This window comes from Pseudomonas sp. B7 (assembly GCF_016735645.1).
GTDB lineage: Bacteria > Pseudomonadota > Gammaproteobacteria > Pseudomonadales > Pseudomonadaceae > Aquipseudomonas > Aquipseudomonas glycinae.
Map to the genome: position 1 here is coordinate 437,275 of NZ_JAERRE010000002.1, position 22,374 is coordinate 459,648.

24 protein-coding genes are annotated in these 22,374 nt (G+C 61.1%); 9 read left to right on the forward strand and 15 right to left on the reverse strand.

Annotated features, from left to right (window positions below; translation table 11 throughout):
- Window positions 1-43 precede the first annotated feature (43 nt).
- The 4 genes from thrC to xerD form a co-directional block, all read right to left on the reverse strand.
- The gene (gene thrC / locus JKA62_RS06915) at window positions 44-1,453 is read right to left on the reverse strand and encodes a threonine synthase (protein ID WP_064382412.1); all 1,410 of its coding nucleotides are present in this window, start codon (window positions 1,451-1,453) and stop codon (window positions 44-46) included.
- Between the two features lie 66 nt (window positions 1,454-1,519).
- Window positions 1,520-2,824 (reverse strand): homoserine dehydrogenase, encoded by a 1,305-nt coding sequence (locus tag JKA62_RS06920; RefSeq protein ID WP_201817018.1) that lies wholly within the window; start codon window positions 2,822-2,824, stop codon window positions 1,520-1,522.
- A gap of 132 nt (window positions 2,825-2,956) precedes the next feature.
- On the reverse strand, window positions 2,957-3,688 hold the full coding sequence (dsbC, locus tag JKA62_RS06925) for a bifunctional protein-disulfide isomerase/oxidoreductase DsbC (RefSeq protein ID WP_201817027.1): 732 nt from the start codon (window positions 3,686-3,688) through the stop codon (window positions 2,957-2,959).
- Between the two features lie 143 nt (window positions 3,689-3,831).
- Window positions 3,832-4,728 (reverse strand): site-specific tyrosine recombinase XerD, encoded by an 897-nt coding sequence (gene xerD / locus JKA62_RS06930; protein WP_011332616.1) that lies wholly within the window; start codon window positions 4,726-4,728, stop codon window positions 3,832-3,834.
- A gap of 107 nt (window positions 4,729-4,835) precedes the next feature.
- Here xerD and JKA62_RS06935 point away from each other — a divergent pair, with 107 nt between their 5' ends.
- A complete protein-coding gene (locus tag JKA62_RS06935; RefSeq protein WP_011332615.1) occupies window positions 4,836-6,644 on the forward strand; it encodes a cation:proton antiporter in 1,809 nt (602 codons plus the stop codon).
- Window positions 6,645-6,671: 27 nt separating this feature from the next.
- Here the strand turns inward: JKA62_RS06935 and JKA62_RS06940 are convergent, their stop codons facing one another.
- The 6 genes from JKA62_RS06940 to ffh all read right to left on the reverse strand — a co-directional run bounded on the left by JKA62_RS06940 (window position 6,672) and on the right by ffh (window position 10,747).
- Window positions 6,672-7,085 (reverse strand): acyl-CoA thioesterase, encoded by a 414-nt coding sequence (locus tag JKA62_RS06940; RefSeq protein ID WP_201817030.1) that lies wholly within the window; start codon window positions 7,083-7,085, stop codon window positions 6,672-6,674.
- A 90-nt stretch (window positions 7,086-7,175) separates the two neighbouring features.
- Window positions 7,176-7,526 (reverse strand): 50S ribosomal protein L19, encoded by a 351-nt coding sequence (gene rplS, locus JKA62_RS06945; protein ID WP_003175895.1) that lies wholly within the window; start codon window positions 7,524-7,526, stop codon window positions 7,176-7,178.
- A 45-nt stretch (window positions 7,527-7,571) separates the two neighbouring features.
- Window positions 7,572-8,324, reverse strand: a complete 753-nt coding sequence (trmD, locus tag JKA62_RS06950) for a tRNA (guanosine(37)-N1)-methyltransferase TrmD (protein ID WP_003221981.1) — start codon at window positions 8,322-8,324, stop codon at window positions 7,572-7,574.
- 3 nt (window positions 8,325-8,327) lie between these two features.
- On the reverse strand, window positions 8,328-8,864 hold the full coding sequence (gene rimM / locus JKA62_RS06955; protein WP_011332613.1) for a ribosome maturation factor RimM: 537 nt from the start codon (window positions 8,862-8,864) through the stop codon (window positions 8,328-8,330).
- Window positions 8,865-8,869: 5 nt separating this feature from the next.
- A complete protein-coding gene (gene rpsP, locus JKA62_RS06960) occupies window positions 8,870-9,121 on the reverse strand; it encodes a 30S ribosomal protein S16 (protein ID WP_003185073.1) in 252 nt (83 codons plus the stop codon).
- 249 nt (window positions 9,122-9,370) lie between these two features.
- Window positions 9,371-10,747 carry a signal recognition particle protein gene (gene ffh / locus JKA62_RS06965; protein ID WP_011332612.1) on the reverse strand — a complete coding sequence of 459 codons (1,377 nt, stop codon included), beginning with the start codon at window positions 10,745-10,747 and terminating at the stop codon, window positions 9,371-9,373.
- A gap of 209 nt (window positions 10,748-10,956) precedes the next feature.
- Between ffh and JKA62_RS06970 the strand changes: the two genes are divergently transcribed.
- The 3 genes from JKA62_RS06970 to JKA62_RS06980 all read left to right on the forward strand — a co-directional run bounded on the left by JKA62_RS06970 (window position 10,957) and on the right by JKA62_RS06980 (window position 14,575).
- Window positions 10,957-11,769 (forward strand): cytochrome C assembly family protein, encoded by an 813-nt coding sequence (locus JKA62_RS06970; RefSeq protein WP_039769548.1) that lies wholly within the window; start codon window positions 10,957-10,959, stop codon window positions 11,767-11,769.
- A 12-nt stretch (window positions 11,770-11,781) separates the two neighbouring features.
- Complete coding sequence (locus JKA62_RS06975) at window positions 11,782-13,023, forward strand: transporter associated domain-containing protein (RefSeq protein WP_201817044.1); 1,242 nt, start codon at window positions 11,782-11,784, stop codon at window positions 13,021-13,023.
- 235 nt (window positions 13,024-13,258) lie between these two features.
- On the forward strand, window positions 13,259-14,575 hold the full coding sequence (locus JKA62_RS06980) for an MFS transporter (RefSeq protein WP_201817045.1): 1,317 nt from the start codon (window positions 13,259-13,261) through the stop codon (window positions 14,573-14,575).
- 47 nt (window positions 14,576-14,622) lie between these two features.
- Here JKA62_RS06980 and purT read toward each other — a convergent pair whose 3' ends face one another.
- From purT to JKA62_RS07005, 5 genes are all read right to left on the reverse strand, one after another.
- Window positions 14,623-15,804: a formate-dependent phosphoribosylglycinamide formyltransferase gene (gene purT, locus JKA62_RS06985; protein WP_011332608.1), complete on the reverse strand. Its 1,182-nt coding sequence runs from the start codon at window positions 15,802-15,804 to the stop codon at window positions 14,623-14,625.
- Window positions 15,805-15,904: 100 nt separating this feature from the next.
- The gene (locus JKA62_RS06990) at window positions 15,905-16,372 is read right to left on the reverse strand and encodes a preQ0 transporter (RefSeq protein WP_011332607.1); all 468 of its coding nucleotides are present in this window, start codon (window positions 16,370-16,372) and stop codon (window positions 15,905-15,907) included.
- A 64-nt stretch (window positions 16,373-16,436) separates the two neighbouring features.
- Entirely contained in the window at window positions 16,437-16,652 is a 216-nt protein-coding gene (locus JKA62_RS06995) for a DUF1289 domain-containing protein (protein WP_007954618.1), read from the reverse strand.
- Entirely contained in the window at window positions 16,649-17,173 is a 525-nt protein-coding gene (locus JKA62_RS07000; protein ID WP_011332606.1) for a gamma carbonic anhydrase family protein, read from the reverse strand. The genes JKA62_RS06995 and JKA62_RS07000 overlap by 4 nt, the downstream gene beginning before the upstream one ends.
- Window positions 17,174-17,220: 47 nt before the next feature.
- Window positions 17,221-17,820 (reverse strand): CoA pyrophosphatase, encoded by a 600-nt coding sequence (locus JKA62_RS07005; protein WP_011332605.1) that lies wholly within the window; start codon window positions 17,818-17,820, stop codon window positions 17,221-17,223.
- Between the two features lie 147 nt (window positions 17,821-17,967).
- Between JKA62_RS07005 and JKA62_RS07010 the strand changes: the two genes are divergently transcribed.
- From JKA62_RS07010 to JKA62_RS07030, 5 genes are all read left to right on the forward strand, one after another.
- Entirely contained in the window at window positions 17,968-18,519 is a 552-nt protein-coding gene (locus JKA62_RS07010) for an NUDIX hydrolase (RefSeq protein WP_011332604.1), read from the forward strand.
- A 102-nt stretch (window positions 18,520-18,621) separates the two neighbouring features.
- The gene (locus JKA62_RS07015) at window positions 18,622-19,137 is read left to right on the forward strand and encodes a L,D-transpeptidase family protein (protein WP_007954614.1); all 516 of its coding nucleotides are present in this window, start codon (window positions 18,622-18,624) and stop codon (window positions 19,135-19,137) included.
- Between the two features lie 331 nt (window positions 19,138-19,468).
- On the forward strand, window positions 19,469-20,200 hold the full coding sequence (locus JKA62_RS07020) for a GntR family transcriptional regulator (RefSeq protein WP_409438508.1): 732 nt from the start codon (window positions 19,469-19,471) through the stop codon (window positions 20,198-20,200).
- Window positions 20,201-20,230: 30 nt separating this feature from the next.
- Entirely contained in the window at window positions 20,231-21,337 is a 1,107-nt protein-coding gene (nagA, locus tag JKA62_RS07025; protein WP_085747015.1) for an N-acetylglucosamine-6-phosphate deacetylase, read from the forward strand.
- Complete coding sequence (locus JKA62_RS07030) at window positions 21,318-22,340, forward strand: SIS domain-containing protein (RefSeq protein WP_102686926.1); 1,023 nt, start codon at window positions 21,318-21,320, stop codon at window positions 22,338-22,340. The genes nagA and JKA62_RS07030 overlap by 20 nt, the downstream gene beginning before the upstream one ends.
- The last annotated feature ends 34 nt before the right edge of the window (window positions 22,341-22,374 follow it).

A 22,374-nucleotide genomic window follows, 5' to 3' on the forward strand; every position in this document is an offset into this window, starting at 1 on the left:
GCCCGTCAGGAGACGGGCTTCAAAATGTGACAGCTTTGCGCGCTTAAAGAGGCTTGCCGCGGTTGCCATGCTGGCTGACAAAGGCCTGCACGGCTTTGAGCTCATTTGGCAGAACGGTGCAGCGCTCTTCTCTCTCAAACAAATCAGAAAGATGTGCAGGTAGTTCGAGAGCTTTTCCTACACCGGCTTTCTCCACCGCGTCCGGGAACTTGACCGGATGCGCCGTGCCCAGAATCACCATCGGGATATCCAGGCTGCGACGGCATTCGCGAGCGGCTTTCACGCCGATGGCGGTGTGCGGATCCAGCACTTCACCGGTCTGCTCGTAGACTTCGGCGATGGTTTCGCAGGTTTGCGCATCGTCCACGGCCAGAGAATCGAACAGCTTGCGTGCTTCGGTCCAGCGTTCCTGTTCGACGCTGAAACCGCCACCCTGCTTGAACGAATCCATCAGGCCGGCAATCGCCGCGCCGTTGCGACCGTGCAGGTCGAACAGCAGGCGTTCGAAGTTCGACGAGACCATGATGTCCATCGACGGCGACAACGTGGCGTGCAGGGTTTCCTTGACGTACTGGTTACCGCTCATGAAGCGGTGCAGGATGTCGTTGCGGTTGGTGGCGACGATCAACTGGTTGATCGGCAGGCCCATATTGCGCGCCAGGTAACCGGCGAAGATGTCGCCAAAGTTGCCGGTCGGCACCGAGAACGACACCGAACGCGCCGGGCCGCCCAATTGCAGGGCTGCGTGGAAGTAGTAAACGATCTGGGCCATGATCCGCGCCCAGTTGATCGAGTTGACTGCAACCAGGCGAGTGCCCTTGAGGAAACTCTGGTCGGCGAAGCTGGCCTTGACCATTTCCTGGCAGTCATCGAAGTTGCCTTCGATGGCGATGTTGTGGATGTTCTCACCGAGGATGGTGGTCATCTGCCGACGTTGCACTTCGGACACACGGTTGTGCGGGTGCAGGATAAAGATGTCGACGTTTTCGCAATGCTTGCAGCCTTCGATGGCGGCCGAACCGGTGTCACCGGAAGTGGCGCCGACGATCACCACGCGCTCGCCGCGCTTTTCCAGCACGTAGTCGAGCAGGCGACCGAGCAGTTGCAGGGCGAAGTCCTTGAACGCCAGGGTCGGGCCGTGGAACAGCTCCAGCACCCATTCGTTGCCGTTCAACTGACGCAGCGGCGCAACGGCGTTGTGGGCAAACACACCGTAGGTTTCTTCAAGAATCTTTTTGAAATCGGCGTCCGGAATGCTGCCGGTGACGAACGGGCGCATGACGCGGAAAGCCAGCTCGTGATACGGCAGGCCGGCCCAGGAAGCAATTTCTTCCTGGGTGAAGCGTGGCAGGTTTTCCGGAACGTACAGACCGCCGTCGGTGGCAAGACCGGCCAGCAGGACGTCTTCGAAATTCAGGGCCGGTGCCTGGCCGCGGGTACTGATGTAACGCATGACTGACTCCAATGGACAGTGTTCACGACACCGGCCCCGCTGGCGGGACCGGTGAAGGAGATCGGCTTAGTTCAAGTGCTCGACGCGGATCCGCACAACCGGACCGACCACGCCCGCCAGCGCTTCGAGGGCGGCGATCGCGTCGTTGATGTGCTGCTCCAGCACGCGGTGGGTCAGCAGGATCATCGGCACCAGGCCGTCGTGTTCCTCGACTTCCTTCTGCATGATCGACTCGATGTTGATGCCGCGCTCCGAGAGGATGCTTGCCACCTGAGCCAATACGCCCGGATGGTCCTTGGCCTGAATGCGCAGGTAGTAGGCGCTTTCACAGGCTTCGATTGGCAGGATCGGATGGGCCGACAGCGAGTCCGGCTGGAAGGCCAGGTGCGGCACGCGGTTTTCCGGGTCGGAGGTCATGGCGCGAACCACGTCCACCAGATCCGCGATCACCGACGAAGCGGTCGGCTCCATGCCGGCGCCAGCGCCGTAGAACAGGGTCGAACCGGCAGCGTCACCGTTGACCATCACCGCGTTCATCACGCCGTTGACGTTGGCGATCAGACGATCGGCCGGGATCAACGTCGGGTGTACGCGCAGCTCGATGCCGGCGGCGGTGCTGCGTGCCACGCCCAGGTGCTTGATGCGGTAGCCCAGCGCTTCGGCATAGTTCACGTCGGCGGTGGTCAGCTTGGTGATGCCTTCGGTGTAAGCCTTGTCGAACTGCAGCGGAATACCGAACGCGATCGATGCCAGGATCGTCAGCTTGTGCGCGGCGTCGATGCCTTCGACGTCGAAAGTCGGATCGGCTTCGGCGTAACCCAGCGCTTGCGCCTCGGCCAGCACGTCTTCGAAGGCGCGACCCTTCTCGCGCATTTCGGTGAGGATGAAGTTACCGGTACCGTTGATGATCCCGGCGACCCAGTTGATACGGTTGGCGGACAGGCCTTCACGGATAGCCTTGATCACTGGAATGCCACCGGCTACCGCCGCTTCGAACGCCACGATCACGCCTTTCTCGCGTGCCTTGGCGAAAATTTCATTACCGTGAACGGCAATCAGAGCCTTGTTCGCGGTGACCACATGCTTGCCATTCTCGATGGCCTTGAGTACCAGCTCGCGGGCAACGGTATAGCCGCCCATCAGCTCTATGACGATGTCGATCTCAGGGTTCGTGGCCACTTCGAAGACATCGTTGGTAATCGCAATACCGGTCGTCTGGAACTGAGGCTTTGGCGTGCGCATGGCAATTTGTGCCACTTCGATTCCACGCCCGGCACGACGAGCAATTTCCTCGGCGTTGCGCTGAAGTACGTTGAAGGTTCCGCCACCGACGGTCCCTAACCCACAGATGCCTACTTTGACCGGTTTCACTGTGAACTCCCCATAAAACGGCCGACACGAGGCCGGCCGTGAAAACAACCGCAGGTTCGCGGCTCTCTGTTGATGGCCCGGCAATCCTGCCGCCGGACCACGCTCGTCAACGCCTGAGCGTGACGATGCGAATTACTTCGCGCCCAGCGCCAGTTTGGCGACTTGTGGCGCAGGCTGGTAGCCCGGAATGACTTGTCCGTCGGCCAAAACGATGGCCGGTGTACCGTTCACGCCGATCGACTGACCGAGGGCGAACTGTTTGGAAACCGGGTTCTCGCACTTGGCGGCTTTGATTTCCTTGCCGTCGACCATTTTGTCCATGGCGGCCTTCTTGTCTTTCGAGCACCACACGGCTTGCAGCTGTTCGTCACCCGGCGAGCCGAGGCCTTGGCGCGGGAACGCGACGTAGCGCACTTCGATGCCGCGCTTGTTCAGCTCCGGCACTTCGGCGTGCAGCTTGTGGCAATACGGGCAGGTGGTGTCGGTGAAAACGGTGATGTGCGACTTGGTTTCGCCCACGGCCGGGTAAACCACGGTCTCGGCCACCGGGATCGCGTTGATCAGTTTGGAAATGCCCAGGCGCTCGGTCTTCTCGGTCAGGTTGACCGGTTTGCCGTCCTTGAGCTGGAACATGTACCCCTGAACGATGTACTGGCCATCGGCGCTGGCGTACAGCACGCGGCTGCCCTTGAGCTTGACTTCGTAAAGGCCCTGCAGCGGGCTGGCGGTGATGGTGTCCACCGGCACGTCGAGCTGGAGGTTTTCCAGGCTTTGGCGAATCGCTTTGTCGGCCGCGTCATCGGCGACGGCAAAGGTGCTGACCAACGCAATGGCTGCGGCGGCGAAAATCTGGGTCAGACGCATGAGAACTCCTGAAGGCGGACAAATGGAACGATCAGAACGCCCGTGCCGGAACACCGGGTCATAACCGCCCATCGTGCAAACCGGCAAAGCCTACCACATAAGGCTGGCGTGGCCGAATGCGCCTGTCGCAAGACAAACGGCGCTCAGCCGCGCGGGTGATGCTTGGCATGCAGATCCTGCAAACGTGCCCGGGCGACGTGAGTGTAGATCTGCGTGGTTGACAGGTCGCTGTGGCCCAACAGCATCTGCACCACCCGCAAGTCGGCGCCATGGTTGAGCAAGTGGGTGGCAAACGCGTGACGCAAGGTGTGCGGCGACAGCGATTTACTGATGCCGGCGACCTTGGCCTGATGCTTGATACGGTGCCAGAAGGTCTGCCGAGTCATCTGCTCGCCGCGCTGGCTGGGAAACAACACATCGCTGGGGCGCCCGCCGAGCAGCTCGCCGCGACCGTCGCGCAGGTAGCGCTCGACCCAGACAATCGCTTCCTCGCCCATCGGTACAAGGCGCTCTTTACTGCCCTTGCCCATCACCCGCAGCACGCCCTGACGCAGGTTGACCTGCTCCAGGGTCAGGCTGATCAGCTCAGTGACACGCAGACCGCAGGCATACAAGACTTCGAGCATGGCGCGGTCCCGCTGGCCGATGGCTTCGCTCAGGTCTGGCGCCTTCAGCAGCGCTTCGACGTCGGCTTCCGACAGGGATTTGGGCAATGGCCGACCGAGTTGCGGCATATCCACGCGCAAGGTCGGATCGACCGAAATCAGTTTTTCCCGCAGCAGGTAGCGATAAAAGCCACGTACACCGGAGAGAAATCGCGCGGTGGAGCGGGGTTTGTAGTTCTGTTCCAGACGCCAGGCCAGGTGGTCAAGGATCAGTTCACGACCGGCATTGATCAGTTCGAGACCTTTATCCTGCAACCAGCCGTTGAACAGCGCGAGATCGCTGCGGTAGGCGTCGCGAGTGTTGTCGGAGAGACCTTTTTCCAGCCAGAGGGCGTCGAGAAACTGGTCGATCAGTGGGTGGTCGATGGCAGGCATGGGCGCTCAAGACACGCAGGCTTGGCACTGCGCGCAAATAAAGAGTGAACGGTTGAAATGGCCGCTAGTCTTTCATAGCCCGCTATTTCAAGGAACAGGGAGCTTCAATGAACGAGCAGCAAATTCTGTTGGCTTTCGGTGGTATCGGTGCCGCCGCGCTGGGCTGCCAATGGCTCGCCTGGCGCCTGAAGCTGCCGGCGATTCTGTTTCTGCTGCTGACCGGCATTCTGGCGGGCCCCGTGCTGGGCTGGCTCGACCCTCAGGAAATGTTCGGCCCGCTGCTGATGCCGCTGGTGTCGCTGGCGGTGGCGCTGATTCTGTTTGAAGGCAGCCTGACCCTGCACCTGTCGGAGTGGCGCGAGATCGGCAGCGTCGTGCATCGGCTGGTGACCCTTGGCGCGCTCTCGACCTGGATCGTGATTGCGGTCGCGACCCACTGGCTGCTGGGCTTCGACTGGTTGCTCGCCATCCTCTTCGGCAGTCTGACCCTGGTCACCGGGCCGACCGTGATCGTGCCGATGCTGCGCGTGGTGCGGCCGAAGGCTTCGATCGCCAATATCCTGCGCTGGGAAGGGATTGTGATCGACCCGATCGGCGCGCTGCTCGCGGTGGTGGTCTACAGCTTCATCATTGCTCGGGCCGAAGGCCATGGCCTGGAACAGAGCCTGCTGACATTTGGCGGGGTGATTGTCTGCGGCAGCGCGTTCGGCGTCGCCGGTGGCTGGCTGCTCGGCACGATCATCCGGCGCCAATGGTTGCCGGAGTATTTGCACAATCTGGCATCGCTCGCCGCGGTGCTGGGGATATTCATCGCCGCCAACCAGGTCATGCACGAATCCGGTCTGCTGGCGGTGACGCTGATGGGCATGTGGCTGGCGAACATGAAGGGCGTGGATGTGCGGCACATCCTGCACTTCAAGGAAAACCTCAGCGTGTTGCTGATTTCCGGGTTATTCATCCTGCTGGCGGCACGACTGGACCTCAACGCGCTGATCGGTCTCGGGCCGCTGGTGTTGATTCTGTTGCTGGTGATCCAGTTGATCGCCCGGCCGCTGAACGTGGTGCTGAGTACCGCCGGTTCGAGTCTGAGCTGGCGTGAGCGTGCACTGTTGTGCTGGATTGCCCCGCGCGGGATCGTCGCGGCGGCGGTCTCGGCGATCTTTGCGATTCGCCTGGATGAAGCGGGCCATGAAGGCGCGCTGTTGCTGGTGCCGCTGACCTTCGCCGTGATCATCGGCACCGTCGTGCTGCAAAGTGCGACTGCCCGGCCCCTGGCCCGACTGTTGAAAGTTGCGGAACCAGCGCCCAGCGGCTTCCTGATCGTCGGGGCGAACGGGCCTGCGCGCCTGCTCGGCAAGTCGCTGCAGCAGTTGGGCAGCCGGGTGCTGCTGACGGATTCAAGCTGGGAAAATATCCGGGCGGCGCGCATGGAAGGCTTGCCGACCTACTTTGGCAATCCGGCCTCGCAGCACGCCGATGCACATCTGGACCTAGTCGGGCTGGGGCATTTGCTGGCGCTGTCACCGTCGGGCGAACTCAATACGCTGGCAGCCATGCGCTTTCGTCATGACTTCGGCCATCAACGATTGTTCGGGCTCGCCAGTGGTCAGGAAAGCCGTCGCAGCGACAAGCACCGCGCCAGCCTCGAACATCGCGGCAATCAACTGGGTAACGAAGCGCTGACTTACGCCAGACTGGCCAGCCAACTGGGTCAGGGCGCCGATCTGTACAGCACGACGCTGACGGACGGATTTGGCTGGGACGATTACCGGGCGCTGCATGGCAACCGCGCGACACTGCTGTTCATGCGCGATGACAGCGGCTGGGTGCATGTCGTGTCGCCGGAAACCGTGCTGAAACCTGGGCCGGGGTGGACGCTGGTGGCGCTGATTCAGCCGGAGAGCGTCAACGCCTGACCGGCCGGATCGCGACTCGGTGCTGGATCAGGCCGCGAAACCCGGCAGCACCGGCACCGGACGCTTGTCATCATCAATGGCAACGAAGCTGAACTGCCCGTGAATGGCTTTCTCACGGCCATCGCAACTCATGCTTTCGACGAACACTTCCACTTCGACCTTGAGGCTGGTGTTGCCAACCTTGATCACCCGTCCGACCAGTTCGACTATAGAACCCGCCGGGATCGCGTGGTTGAAGTCGATACGATCGGTGGACACGGTCACCAGCGGCAAACGGCAAAACCGTGTGGCGGTGATGAACGACACTTCGTCCATCCAGGCCAGCGCAGTGCCGCCGAACAGCGTGTTGTGGTGGTTGGTGGTCGGCGGGAAAACCGCCTTGGTCACGCGGGTCACCGACAGTTCGGTGCGGAGTTCGATTTCTTGCTCGCGAGGGGTCATGGGTCAGGCCTGAAACGGAATGCTGTGGATAAATTGCGGGCAACAAAAAAGCAGCCCGTAGGCTGCTTTTTTCTGCATCGGAAGCTGGACTTAAGCCAGTTTTTCCTTGATGCGAGCTGCTTTACCCGACAGGTCGCGCAGGTAGTACAGCTTGGCTTTACGTACGTCACCGCGACGTTTGACAGCCATGCTGTCGATCTGCGGGGAGTAGGTCTGGAAAGTACGTTCTACGCCAACACCGTTGGAGATTTTACGAACGGTGAACGCACTGTTCACGCCGCGGTTACGCTTGGCGATTACAACGCCTTCGAACGCTTGCAGACGGGAACGATCGCCTTCCTTCACTTTCACCTGAACGACGATGGTGTCGCCCGGGGCAAAGGTAGGGATTTCTTTGGTCATCTGCTCTGCTTCGAGTGCAAGGATGATTTTGTTGGTCATGCTGTGCTCCTAAGGTAAATCGTCTGATCTACCATCGATACGTTGTTAACTATCGTCCCGCTCGCGGATGTATTCCTCGAGCAGCTTCTTCTCTTCTCCAGAAAGCGAGCGGCTTTCCAGAAGATCGGCGCGTCGTTCATAGGTCCGACCAAGGGACTGCTGTAAACGCCAACGCCGGATATGCGCGTGATTGCCACTCAGCAACACGTCGGGAACACGCTGATCCGCATACACCTCAGGTCGGGTGTAGTGCGGGCAATCCAGCAGACCATCCGTAAAGGAATCTTCCTCAGCGGAATCCGCATGCCCTAAAGCTCCGGGCAGCAGTCGTGTAACCGCATCGATCATGACCATGGCCGGCAGCTCGCCGCCAGACAACACATAGTCACCAATCGACCACTCTTCATCGACATGAGCCTCAATAAAGCGCTCGTCAATGCCTTCATAGCGACCGGCAATCAGGATCAATGCATCCGATTTCGCCAGTTCGCGTACCGCCGACTGAGTCAGTTGACGGCCTTGGGGGGACAGGTAAATCACCTTCGCCGCCTCCCCGGCTGCTGCCTTGGCCTGAACCAGAGCATCTTCCAGGGGCTTGATCTTCATCACCATGCCCGGACCACCGCCAAACGGGCGATCGTCCACAGTGTGATGTCGATCCGTCGTGTAATCCCGCGGATTCCAACAGGTCAGCTGCAAGAGCCCCTGTTTGACCGCACGACTGGTAATGCCGTACTCACTGATGGCCGAGAACATCTCGGGGAACAGCGTAATGACGTCTACGCGCAGGCTGGCCATTGCTTAGAAGTCCGCGTCCCATTCCACCCTCATCACGCCTGCTTCCAGGTCGATTGCCAGCACGCATTGCTCCGTATAGGGCAACAACCGCTCGCGATCATCCAGGCTGCCAACGCAGGGCTTGACCACCAATACATCGTTCGCGCCGGTCTCCAACAGGTGATCAACCTTGCCGAACAATTGTTCGTCCTGGTTGATGACGCTCAGACCCTCCAACTGGTACCAGTAGTACTCGTCGGCAGTCAGGTCGGGCAAAAGGCTTCGCGGGATGCAAATCTCGTAACCGCTCAGAAGACGGGCTTCATCGCGATCGTCGAGGCCTTTGAGCTTTACAACCAGATCCTTTTGAGTGGATCGGCCGCTGACCAGCTCGACCTGTTTCACCACGCCTTCGCGCCGAAGCGTCCAGTTGCGATAGCCCAACAGGTTTTCAATCGGATCGGTAAAGGAAAAGACCTTCACCTCGCCGCGAACGCCGTGAACCGAAAAAATCTTGCCGACAACGATCAGGTCATCAGCTTTTTCTGGCGTCGCGCTCATACTGCTCAGGCTGCAGCCTTGGCAGATTCCTTCAGCAACTGAGCAACACGCTCAGAAGGCTGTGCACCAACGCTCAGCCAGTAGGCAACGCGCTCTTGGTTCACGGACAGACGGATTTCCTGACCACGGGCAACAGGGTTGAAGAAACCAACCTGTTCTTTGTGGGAACCGTCACGCGGGTTGCGGGAGTCGGTTACGGTCAGGTGGTAAAACGGGCGCTTTTTGGAGCCGCCAAGGGCAAGACGGATTGTTAGCATGTGAACATCGTTCCTGTAGTCGGTGCTGCAAATCTAAATGCACAGCGGGCATGGGTGCCCGAAAGGCCGCATATTCTAAGGAATATCCGGACTTTTGCAAATGACTTTTTCCGGCGCCTGTGGCATGCCGTGCAGATTTGCATATGGGGCCGTCGTTTAACACGGCCGGTCAGCTCCCGCCGAGTGCGGGTTTGCTGTGGATCCCGCTTCCTTGCGGGACTGCGCCGGTGCGACGACCGGCGAGTTCTTTTACATCTTTGGCATGCCGCCGCCGGGCAACATTCCGCCCATGCCGCGCATCATTTTCGCCATTCCGCCCTTGGCGGAGAATTTCTTCATCATCTTCTGCATCTGCTTGTGCTGCTTGATCAAGCGACCGATGTCCTGCACCTGGGTGCCGGAACCGAGGGCGATCCGGCGTTTGCGCGAACCGCTGATCAGCTCAGGGTCGCGGCGCTCGGCCGGGGTCATGGAGTTGATGATGGCTTCCATCTGCTTGAACTGCTTCTCTGCGGCATTCTGGGCATTGCCCATTTGCGAGAGATTGACGCCGCCGATGTTCGGCAGCTTGTCCATGAGCCCGCCGAGGCCGCCCATGTTCTTCATCTGTTGCAGCTGATCGCGGAAGTCTTCGAGGTCGAAGCCCTTGCCCTTCTTCAGCTTTTTAGCAAGCTTGTCGGCCTTTTCCTTATCGAGAGTCGCTTCAGCCTGTTCGATCAGGCTGAGCACGTCGCCCATGCCGAGGATACGCGAAGCGATCCGCTCAGGATGGAACGGATCGAGCGCTTCGCTCTTCTCGCCCATACCGATGAACTTGATCGGCTTGCCGGTAATCGCACGAACGGACAGCGCGGCACCACCACGGGCATCACCGTCGACCTTGGTCAGGATCACACCGGTCAGCGGCAGCGCATCACCGAAAGCCTTGGCCGTGTTGGCCGCGTCCTGACCGGTCATGGCATCGACCACGAACAGGGTTTCGACCGGGTTGATCGCGGCGTGCAGCGCCTTGATTTCGCCCATCATCTCTTCGTCGATGTGCAGACGACCGGCGGTGTCGACGATGACCACGTCGATGAATTTCAGTTTTGCTTCTTTAATAGCCGCGTTGGCGATGTCGACCGGCTTCTGGCTCAGGTCGGACGGGAAGAACGTCACACCGATGTCGTTGGCCAGGGTTTCCAGCTGTTTAATAGCAGCAGGGCGGTAGATGTCCGCCGACACGACCATGACCGACTTCTTCTTGCGCTCTTTAAGGAAGCGCGCCAGTTTGCCGGCGGTGGTGGTTTTACCCGCACCCTGCAGACCGGCCATCAGAATGACGGCAGGCGGCACGGCGCTCAGGTTCAAGTCTTCGTTGGCCGCGCCCATCAGGCTTTCGAGTTCGGCCTGGACGATCTTCACGAACGCCTGGCCCGGCGTCAGGCTGCGCGACACCTCGGTGCCGACAGCACGCTCCTTGACCGAATTGACGAAGTCCTTGACCACAGGCAGGGCCACGTCGGCTTCGAGCAACGCCATGCGCACTTCGCGCAGGGTGTCTTTGATGTTGTCCTCGGTCAGTTTCGCCTTGCCGGTGACATGGCGCAGCGTCTGCGAGAGACGGTCGGTTAAGTTTTCAAACATTGCGCGATCCTTTCAGGCCCTGTGTAGACCGGGATAATGGCGGCCCAGACCGGAATCAACATGTGCTCGGCGAGCCTGCGGCGTGGGCAGGTCGCGGATTATAGCGAAGACTGCGACTGGCGGACACCTCGCTGTCAGCTTGCCGGTCTTTCGTGCAACGGCGGTTCTATGCCAAACTCAGCCCCTTTCGGGCTTGCCTAACAGGATTTATGCTCCCCTTGTCACCGAGTTTGCTGACCACCCTCGCCGCCGCCCTTCTCTACGCCGCTGCGACCCTCTATCAGGGCACCCGCCTGGCCACTGGCGCCAAGGCCAACAAGCGCCTGCTGGTCTCGCTCGGCGTTCTCGCCGTGCTGGCCCACAGCGCCAGCCTGCTTACGCATTTATTGACACCGATCGGTCTGGGCCTGGATTTCTTCAGCGCTTCGAGCCTGATCGCTGCGGCGGTCATTGCCCTGACCCTGCTCGCCTGCTCGCGGATTCCGGTGGAAAACCTGCTGGTGCTGCTGTTCCCGCTGGGTGCGATCACGGTGCTGCTGGCGCAGTTCGCGCCGGCCGGTACGGTGCAGATCATCGATGAAGAACCGGGCATCCTCGCGCACATCCTGTTGTCGATCCTCGCCTACGGCATGTTCACCATCGCGGTGTTTCAGGCCTTGTTGCTGCTGGTGCAGGATCATCAGCTCAAGCACAAGCACCCGTCCGGGCTGATCAAGAACTTCCCGCCACTGCAAACCATGGAAAGCCTGCTGTTCGGCTTCCTCTGGGCCGGCTGGACGCTGCTGTCGCTGTCGCTGATCTCCGGCTGGCTGTTCGTCGAGAACCTGTTTGCCCAGCATCTGGTGCATAAAACCCTGCTGGCCTGCCTGGCCTGGATCGTGTTCAGCGTCCTGCTGTGGGGCCGTAACCGCCTCGGCTGGCGCGGACACAAGGCAATCCGCTGGACCCTCGCCGGTTTCTGCCTGCTGATGCTCGCGTATTTCGGCAGCAAACTGGTCCGTGAATACATCCTGCACATCTGACGGGCGGCATAAATGGACGGTTTGCCCATAGGGCCGATGCTCGCGGTATTTGCCCTGCTGATTCTCTGGTCAGGGCTGTTTACCGCCGTCGAAGCGGCGCAACAGCACCTGCTCGCGCAACGCACCGCTTCCCGCGCCAGCGACAAGCCCCTGGCCAGGCTCAGCTTCCCGCTCGACAGCCTGATCCTCTGCAATACCCTGTGCCGCGCCCTCGCCGTCATCCTGGCCACGCTGCTGGCCATCTTTCTCTGTGAAGAAAACGGCCCCTGGGCGGCTTGCCTTGGCGCCGGCGCCCTGCTGCTGGTTTTTGCCGACTATTTTCCCCGCGCCCTTGCCCAGCGTTATCCGGATGCGGTGCTGTCGTTCGGCAATACGCTGCTGGCAGTACCGCTGAAGGTCGTTTACCCGCTTGCCTGGCTGCTCAGCCGCGTCAGTGGTTTGCTGATGCGCCCGTTCATCCGCAAGGCCCAGGTGGTGCAACAGAGCGAAGACGATGTGCCGGCGGAGCGTCATGATGACCCCGATCATCCAGTGCGCCCGCATCCGGTTTCGGGCATCCATGCGCTGGATAACATCACGGTCAACGACATTCTGGTGCCGCGCAGCGATGTCGACGGCATCAACCTCGACGATCCGATCGAAGAAATCACCGAGCAACTGCGCCACAACCGTCGTACTCGTCTGCCGCTGTTTCACAGCGATATCAATCAGGTCGAGGCGGTGCTCAACACCCGGCAGGTCCGCCATTTGCTGGACAATGGCAACCTGACCCGCGAAGCCTTGCTGGCGGCCAGTTACGAGCCCTACTTCGTTCCCGAAAGCACCCCGCTGCAACTGCAGCTGCTGAACTTCCACAAGCAGCAGCGGCGGCTGGGCATGGTGGTGGACGAGTACGGCGAAGTGCTGGGGATTGTCACCCTGGAAGACATTCTCGAAGAGATCGTCGGCGAATTCGAAAGCGAGCACAGCCTCGACAACCCGCACATCCACCCGCAAGCCGATGGCCGCATGGTGATCGATGGCGCGGCGTCGATCCGCGAACTGAACAAATGCCTGGGCTGGCACCTGCCCAGCGACGGCCCCCGGACCCTCAATGGCCTGGTGACCGAAGCGCTGGAAACCATCCCGGAAAGCGCGGTCTGCCTGAAGATCGGCCGCTACCGGCTGGAGATTCTCGAAACCGAAGAGAACCGGGTCAGCAAGGTCCTGATCTGGCACACCTCCTCGGCCCCTGCGCTCACCCCTGTTCGCTAGGCAGCCTCTTGTTCAATCGTTAGCCACCTTCCTATAATCGCGGGGCTTACCCAAGCCCCGCCGAACCGTGTGCTTACCCCGCACCCGACAAGTTCCGGCCGGTTCATCGGCAATATCCGCATCACACCGACGACTGTTCCTACCTGAAGCAGCGATCGCGCCTCATCCCACATCCCTGGGTGTTCGACCATAATAATTCGCTCCAACGGAGCTCATGACTGTCAGGGATCACCGCATGACGACCAGTACCGCTTACAGCGACACCACGCCTGCCCAACCGACCAACTCCGCCACCCGCGTGGCCACGGCAAGCTTCATCGGCACGGCCATCGAGTTCTACGATTTCTATGTCTACGCCACCGCTGCTGCGCTGGTGATCGGGCCGGTGTTCTTCCCGCAGACTTCCGGCACGGCGCAGATGCTTTCGGCATTTCTTACCTTCGGCATCGCCTTCCTGGCCCGACCGCTGGGCTCGGCGCTGTTCGGCCATTTCGGCGACCGGATCGGGCGCAAATCGACTTTGGTCGCTTCGCTGCTGCTGATGGGCGTCTGCACCACGCTGATCGGCGTGCTGCCGGGCTACGACAGCATCGGGGCGTGGGCGCCGATCCTGCTTTGCGTGCTGCGCTTCGGCCAGGGCCTGGGATTGGGTGGCGAATGGGGCGGTGCAGCGCTGCTGGCGACCGAAAACGCGCCGAAAGGCAAACGGGCGTGGTTCGGCATGTTCCCGCAACTCGGCCCTTCGATTGGTTTTCTGGCTGCCAACGGTCTGTTCCTGACGTTGGCCATGAGCCTGAGCGACGATCAATTCCGCAGCTGGGGCTGGCGGATTCCGTTCCTGCTCAGCGCCGTGCTGGTGATGGTCGGGCTGTACGTGCGCCTCAAGCTTCACGAAACCCCGGTGTTCGCCAATGCCATTGCCCGCCAGGAACGAGTGAAAGTGCCGCTGGTCGAGCTGTTCAGCCAATACTGGGTACCGACATTGCTTGGTGCCGCTGCCATGGTGGTGTGCTACGCCCTGTTCTACATCTCGACGGTGTTTTCCCTGAGCTACGGCGTATCCACATTGGGCTACAGCCGTGAGACTTTCCTCGGGCTGCTGTGCTTCGCAGTACTGTTCATGGCAGCCGCGACGCCGTTGTCGGCGTGGGCAAGCGATCGTTACGGGCGCAAGCCGGTGCTGATCGTCGGCGGTGTGCTGGCGATTCTTTCCGGGTTTCTGATGGAGCCGCTGCTGACTCAGGGTTCGACCTGGGGCGTGGCCCTGTTCCTGTGCATCGAGCTGTTTCTGATGGGGGTGACATTCGCCCCAATGGGCGCGCTGCTGCCGGAGCTGTTTCCGACACACGTCCGCTATACCGGTGCATCGGCGGCCTACAACCTCGGCGGCATTGTCGGAGCCTCGGCGGCGCCATTCTTTGCGCAGAAACTGGTGGCGATGGGTGGTTTGAGTTACGTCGGCGGGTATGTGTCTGCGGCCGCGGTGCTCAGCCTGATCGCTGTGCTGTGCCTGAAGGAAACGCGCAATAACGATTTGAATCAGGTGTCGTAAATGCCCTGATCGCTCCCGCCCGATGCGGGAGCGATCAGGTTGCGAGATTACAGCTCTACAACGACAGCCTGAGAAGCACGGGTCGCCTTGGCACGAGCGGCCTCGATCGACTCGTCACGGGCCAGTGCAACACCCATGCGACGCTGGCCATTGACTTCAGGCTTGCCGAACAGACGCAGCGCGGTATCCGGTTCGCTCAGTGCAGCGCCGAGGTTGGCGAATGCAGTCTGGGTCGACTGGCCTTCCACCAAAATCACCGCCGAAGCCGATGGGCCGAACTGACGGATCAGTGGCACCGGCAGGCCGAGGATGGCTCGGGCGTGCAGGGCGAACTGCGACAGGTCCTGGGAAATCAGGGTTACCAGACCGGTGTCGTGTGGACGTGGCGACACTTCACTGAACCACACCTGATCGCCCTTGATGAACAGCTCGACGCCGAACAGACCACGACCGCCCAACGCTTCGGTCACGGCTTTGGCTACACGCTCGGATTCAGCCAGCGCCACCGGGCTCATGGCCTGTGGCTGCCAGGATTCCTGATAGTCGCCCTTCTCCTGACGGTGGCCGACCGGCGCACAGAACGTCGTGCCGCCGACGTGACGCACGGTCAGCAGAGTGATTTCGTAGTCGAAATCGATGAAACCTTCGATGATCACGCGACCTTTGCCGGCGCGACCGCCCTCTTGGGCGTAATCCCAGGCTTTCTGCACGTCATCGGCGCTGCGCAGCAGGCTCTGACCCTTGCCCGACGAACTCATCACTGGTTTCACGACGCACGGAAAGCCGAGGTCCTGAACGGCCTTGCTGTAGTCCTCGAAGGTGTCGGCGAAGTGGTACGGCGAGGTCGGCAGGTCCAGCTCTTCGGCAGCCAGACGACGGATGCCTTCGCGGTTCATGGTCAGTTGCGCGGCGCGAGCGGTCGGGATCACAGTGAAGCCTTCGGCTTCCAGTGCGACCAGCGTGGCAGTGGCGATGGCTTCGATTTCCGGCACGATGAAGTGCGGCTTCTCGGCTTCGATCACTGCACGAAGGGCGGCACCATCGAGCATGTTGATCACGTGGCTGCGATGGGCAACCTGCATGGCCGGCGCGTTGGCGTAACGGTCAACGGCGATCACTTCAACGCCCAGGCGTTGCAGCTCGATCACCACTTCCTTGCCCAACTCACCACAGCCACACAGCAATACGCGGGTCGCGGTCGGCGACAATGGAGTTCCGATACGGGTCATCTCAGGTCCTCAAAGAAGCGGATCATCGAGGAAAGCAACGCCGGACGCGCTTTCCATGGGGAGAAAGCGCGGCATTTTACATGAACCTGAGGGTTTGGCTTCAGCCGGCGACAGCCTGTTTGCGTTCGCGCCAGGCCATGATCAGCCAGACCGCAGTCACGCCGGCGAACTTCGAGGCCAGCGCGGTGATAAGCACTGGCGGCGTCAGCAGGTCGATCATGCCAAAGAAGATGAAGGTATCGAGGGGAATGCTCAGCGCCGAGCTGATCCACAACCGGTCGCGCAACGGGCGCCTGGTGATGGTGAACACCAGCCAGTCGATGCACTCCGAGACCGCGAATGCCGTGGCACTGGCCAGCGCAATCGACGGATCGGACGTGACATAGGACAGCACCAGCGCCGCCAGCATCGCCACGATCGCGCCGTGGCCGAAACGGATCTGCACCATGTCGCGCAACACGAACACCAGCCCGCCCCAGGCCGACCAGATGATGTCCAGGTGCGGCGCGGTGGAGAAGGCGAAGTTGATCAGCACGACGCTGCTGATGTAAGCGATGAGGAAAATCATGGGCGTGACCTGTCAATTTGGCGCACAGGTTACTTCAGCCCTTCGATGACGCCAATCAAATCGGCTATTGCCCCGGCGTTTTGCCGATCATCCAGACCAGGCCACTGGCCTTCGCCCGCTCATGACAGAGCCCGAGAACAACCCGACGTTCATCATTGGTCATCCGGCTCCAGCGAGTAATTTCCTCGACCGTGCGCTGGCAACCGGTACAAATGTCGTCTTCGTCCAGTGCGCAAATGCTCACGCACGGCGAGGCAACGGGTCTTTCCGGGGTTGTCATTCTTCCTGCTCGACCAGATCGCGCGCATAGCGCTGAGAGTTATGCACATAATGCGCGGCACTGGCTTCGAGCATCTTCTTCTGTTGCTCGGTCAGTTCGCGCACGACCTTGCCCGGCGAGCCCATCACCAGTGAACCGTCAGGAATTTCCTTGCCTTCGCCGATCAGCGAATTGGCGCCGATGATGCAGTTCTTGCCGATCTTCGCGCCGTTGAGGATGACCGCGTTGATGCCGATCAGGCTGTAGTCGCCGACCGTGCAGCCGTGGAGCATGGCGTTGTGGCCGATGGTCACGCCGGTGCCGATGGTCAGCGGATAGCCCATGTCGGTGTGCATCACCGTGCCGTCCTGCACGTTGCTGTTCTTGCCGATCAGGATCAGTTCGTTGTCCCCACGCAGCACGGCGTTGAACCAGACGTTGGCGCCCTCTTCCAGTCTGACCTTGCCCACGAGCACGGCGTTGGGGGCGACCCAGCTCTGCGGATGGGTTTCGACGCGGGCGTCGCCCAGGCGGTATTTCATCTTGTTTTCCTCAGGGCTCACGATGGCTGGCCATTCGAGCGATGGCTTCAGGTGTTGATAAAGCTTTTAGGCGGCTGATGCAGGCTGATTTTGGCGTCATAGAGCAGGTTGATCAACTCGACGATCATGATCGCCGTCAGCCCCCAGATCTTGTAGTCACCGTAACGGTAGCTCGGCACGTACCAACTGCGACCCTGGTAGTCGATGCGATGAGTGTGTTCGCGCGGATCCTTGCGGAAGAACTCCAGCGGCACACTGAACACCGCAGCAATCTCGGCATCATTGGCCTGGTATTCGACAAAATCCGGAATCACCCCGACATACGGCGTGACCTTGATGCCATGCAGGGAAATCAGCGGGCTGAGCGGACCGATCACTTCGACCAGTCCCGGCGGCAGGCCGATTTCCTCTTCGGCTTCACGCAGGGCGGTGAACACCAGATCCGGGTCCTCGGGATCGCGTCGCCCACCGGGGAAGGCGACTTCGCCGCCGTGGGTCGAGAGCCCGCTGGCGCGCAGGGTGAGGACAAGTTCGGGTTCGTCACTGCGAGTAATCGGCACCAGGACAGCGGCCTCGGGGAAACGCGTGTCGGTCTCCAGCGTGCGCGGCGTGTGATTGCTTACCCGGTGCAGTAGCTCGTCCAGCATAAGTGTTCTCGATCGGTGCCTTACCCTGCATCATGCACCAATCATTGCGACCGCCCAAGCCCCGAACGGCCGTCATGTCGCGAAACGACAACTTGCCGACTGACACCGCTGCACGCCAAGATAGGCGCAGCATTCAGGAACCCCAGCATGAAATTTTGCAGCCACTGCGGCAACCCGGTGACCCAGCGCATTCCCGAAGGCGACTCGCGGCTGCGATTCGTCTGCGACAGCTGTCAGACGATTCACTACCAGAACCCCAATATCGTGGCCGGTTGCGTACCGACCTGGGGCAGCAAAGTCCTGCTGTGTCGCCGCGCCATCGAGCCACGCCTCGGTTACTGGACGCTGCCCGCCGGGTTCATGGAGAACGGCGAGACCATCGAACAGGCCGCCATCCGCGAAACCGCCGAGGAAGCCTGCGCCCGGGTGCGCAACCTGAGCATCTATACCTTGATCGACGTGCCGCACATCAGTCAGGTGCATGTGTTTTTCCGCGCCGAGCTGGCGGATCTGGACTTCGCCGCCGGCCCCGAAAGCCTGGAAGTGCAACTGTTCGACGAGGAAGACATTCCCTGGGACGAACTGGCTTTCCGCACGGTGGGCCGTACCCTGGAATGCTTCTTCGCTGACCGGCGTGTCGAGGTTTATCCGGTTCGCTCCGAATCGATCCCGCCACTCGCTCAACCGGCCATCACTTGATTTCGACGGCGGCCGGCCGATAACCGGCTGACGCAGACCGCGACAGCGCCTGCACACTATCTATAAATAAAGTATCTGCTTCATTTCTGGGGAATCGTTTCAATGCGCTGGTTGCTTGCCCTGTTCTGCCTGTCGTTCGTCACCGTCTCCCAAGCGTCATTCGTGACCACCGTGACGCCTTCGAACACCCCGCTCATCGAAAAAGTACTGGTGCTCAAATCGGCCCATCAACTGCAGTTGATCGCCGACGGCAAGCCCCTCAAGAGCTATCGCATTTCCCTGGGCAAAGGCGCGAAAAAAGGCCCGAAGCTGATTGAAGGCGACAAACGCACACCGGAAGGTTTCTATTGGATCGACTGGCGCAAGACCAGCGACAAATTCAACCTGTCGATGCACATCTCCTATCCGAACATCAGCGACTCCGCCCGCGCCCGCCGCGAAGGCGTAGAGCCTGGCGGCATGATCATGATCCACGGCACGCCGGACTCCGAGGACAACCCGGAACAACTGTTCCACACCCTGGACTGGACCGACGGCTGCATCGCCATGCGCAACGTCGACATGCGCGAAGTCTGGAATCTGGTGCCGGATGGCACGATGATCGAAATCCGCCCCTGATTCTGTCATCCAGGGAGCACGCTCCCGAGGGGCCGCAAAACGGCCCTTTCTCCCGACCATTGGTCGCCCGCAAAAAATAAATCAAAAAGATCGCAATCTGCGGCAACGTCTGAACGGTGATACCACTTTCACCCGCCAGAACTGCCGCAGACTGCGATCTTTTGCTTTCCAGCGCCCAGCGCTAATACCACTTGAAACCACCGGCCCTGAAACACCCGGTTCCAAAGGACTACAGGCCTTTCCGACGCGTTGACATGGTATGCAAGTGGTATTAGGTTTCGCCCGACTACCGAGCGACAACAATCCTATATCAGCGCCGGAAATGCCTTACATGAATGACCTCCACGCCCTACGCCCTGACGATTCCCAGCCGACGCCGCTGTACCTGCAACTGGCGCGCAATCTGGAAGCGGCGATTCATGCCGGCCAGTGGAAAGCCGAACAGGCGATGCCCTCGGAGCGCAGTCTCAGCGAGAGTCTGGGGATTTCCCGGGTCACCGCGCGCAAAGCGCTGGAAGTCCTGCTCGATCAAGGTTTGATCCGCCGCCTGCAAGGTTCCGGCACCTTCATCACTCCACGCCTCGAACAACCGCTGTCGCGCCTGTCGGGCTTCAGCGAGATGCTGCGCCTCAAGGGCTTCGTGCCCAGCTCGCAATGGCTGGAGCGGGAAATCACCCTGCCGACCCACGAAGAACTGATCCGCCTCGGCCTGTCGCCGAACGACAAGGTCGCGCGCATGAAACGCCTGCGCAAAGCCGACGACACGGTGATGGCCATCGAGATGAGCACCCTGCCCGCCTCGATCATGCCCAAACCACAAGTGGTGGGCGACTCCCTCTACGAACACCTCGACAGCATCGGCAAACCGATCGTCCGCGCCCTGCAGCATATCCAGGCGATCAACGCCTCGGACGAGTTCGCCGCACTCGTCGGCATCGCCCCCGGCACCGCGATGCTGCTGATGACCCGGGTCGGCTACCTGGAAGACAACACGCCGATCGAAGTCACCGACACCTATTGCCGCAACGACTACTACGACTTTGTTGCAGAGCTTCGCCGCTGATCAGCAGCCAGGCCAAACGAGAGAAGCGAAATGTCCGAAGACAACATCCTCACCGCTGACGGCTGGATTCGCGGCCGGCTGATCCACGAACACGGCAGAGTCGTGTCGATCGAAGGCGTGCCTTGCGATCCGGCGACCAATGACCTGCCTTATCTGCTGCCGGGTTTCATCGACCTGCACGTCCACGGCGGTGGCGGCAAGGACATCATGGAAGGCGCCAGCGCGTTCGAAACCATCACCAAGACCCACGTGCGCTTTGGCACCACCTCGCTGCTGGCCACCACGATGACCGCGCCGAGTGCCGAGATTGCCAGCGTGCTCAAGGAGGTCGGCGAATTCTGCGAACAGCGTCCGAAAGGCGCCGCCCGAGTGCTCGGCGTGCACCTCGAAGGCCCGTACATCAATCCCGGCAAGCTCGGCGCCCAGCCGAACTTCGCCCACACCGCGTTGATGGCCGAGGTCGAAGACTATCTGGCGCTGGCGCCGATCCGGGTGATCACCATCGCCCCGGAAATCGCCGGCCATGACGGTTTGATTCGTGAGTTGAGCAGCCGTGGCATCCGCATGCAGATCGGCCACACCCTCGGCAGTTACGAGGAAGGTGTCGCCGCCCTCGAAGCCGGCGCCACCAGTTTCACCCACTTGTACAACGCCATGAGCCCGCTGCATCACCGCGAACCGGGCATCGTCGGCGCGGCCCTCGCCCACGCCAAATTCGCGGAACTGATTCCGGACTTGCTGCACGTACACCCCGGCGCGATCCGCGTGGCTCTGCGCTCGATCCCGTGCCTGTATTGCGTCACCGATTCAACCGCCGCCGCAGGCATGCCCGACGGTGAATACAAGCTCGGCAGCCACACAGTCACCAAATGCCTGGGCGGCGTGCGCCTGCCCGACGGCACCCTGGCCGGCAGCACCCTGACCATGGATCAGGCCCTGCGCAATCTGGTGAAAATCGGTCTGCCGATCGCCGAGGCTTCGCAACGTCTTTCGCAATTCCCCGCCGACTACCTCGGCATCACCGAACGAGGGCGCCTGCAACCCGGCGCCTGGGCCGACTGCGTGCGGCTGGATCGCTCACTCACACTGACCGCCGTCATGGTCGAAGGAGAAGACATTGACTTCAAAAATGCTTGAGGAGGCGCTGTCCTCGTTCGAGGCCGTGCAAGCCCAACTGCAACAGCTCGACCCGCCAATGATCGAGATCGCCGGACGCCTGCGCCGTCAGCCACCGCAAGTGGCGATGACCGTTGCCCGTGGCAGCTCCGACCATGCCGCGAGCTACTTCGCCTACCTGACCATGCAGCAACTCGGCGTACCGGTGGCGTCGTTGCCGATGTCGGTGGTGACCATGCAACAGGCGCCGTTGAAGGTCAGCGGTCAGGTCGCGTTCGCCTTCTCGCAGTCGGGCCAAAGCCCGGATCTGGTCAACAGCCTGCGCCTGCTGCGCAAGCGCGGCGCCTTGAGCGTGTCGATGGTCAACGCCGCCGATTCGCCGCTGGAAGCTGCGTGTGAATTCAGCCTGCCGTTGCTGGCCGGCACCGAAAGCAGCGTCGCCGCGACCAAGAGTTTCATCGCCACCCTCAGCGCCAGCGCCCGTCTGATCGCGCACTGGAAAGAAGACAGCGAATTGCTGGAAGCGCACAACGCCCTGCCCGAAGGCTTGCGCGAAGCTGCGCAACAGGACTGGAGCCTGGCCATCGATGCCCTGCGCGATTGCGAACGCCTGATGGTGATCGGCCGTGGCGCCGGTTTTGCCATTGCCCAGGAAGCCGCGCTGAAATTCAAGGAAACCTCGGCGATCCAGGCCGAAGCCTTCAGCAGCGCCGAAGTCCGTCACGGCCCGATGGCCCTGATCGACGAACACTACCCATTGCTGGTGTTCGCCCCGCGCGGCGCCGAACAGGCCGGTCTGCTGAGCCTGGCAGCCGAGATGCGTCAGCGCGGTGCCCGCGTGTTGCTGGCTGCGCCGGATGACGTGAGCGAACGCGACCTGACCCTCAGCCGTGCCGAACACCCGGCCCTCGATCCGATCCTGGCGATCCAGAGTTTCTACGTGATGGCGGCCGGCCTGGCCGTGGCCCGTGGCATGGACCCGGATCAGCCGCGACACCTGAGCAAAGTCACCCGTACGCACTGAGTTCGAACCGAACGTTTTCCTGATGAGACCGAGC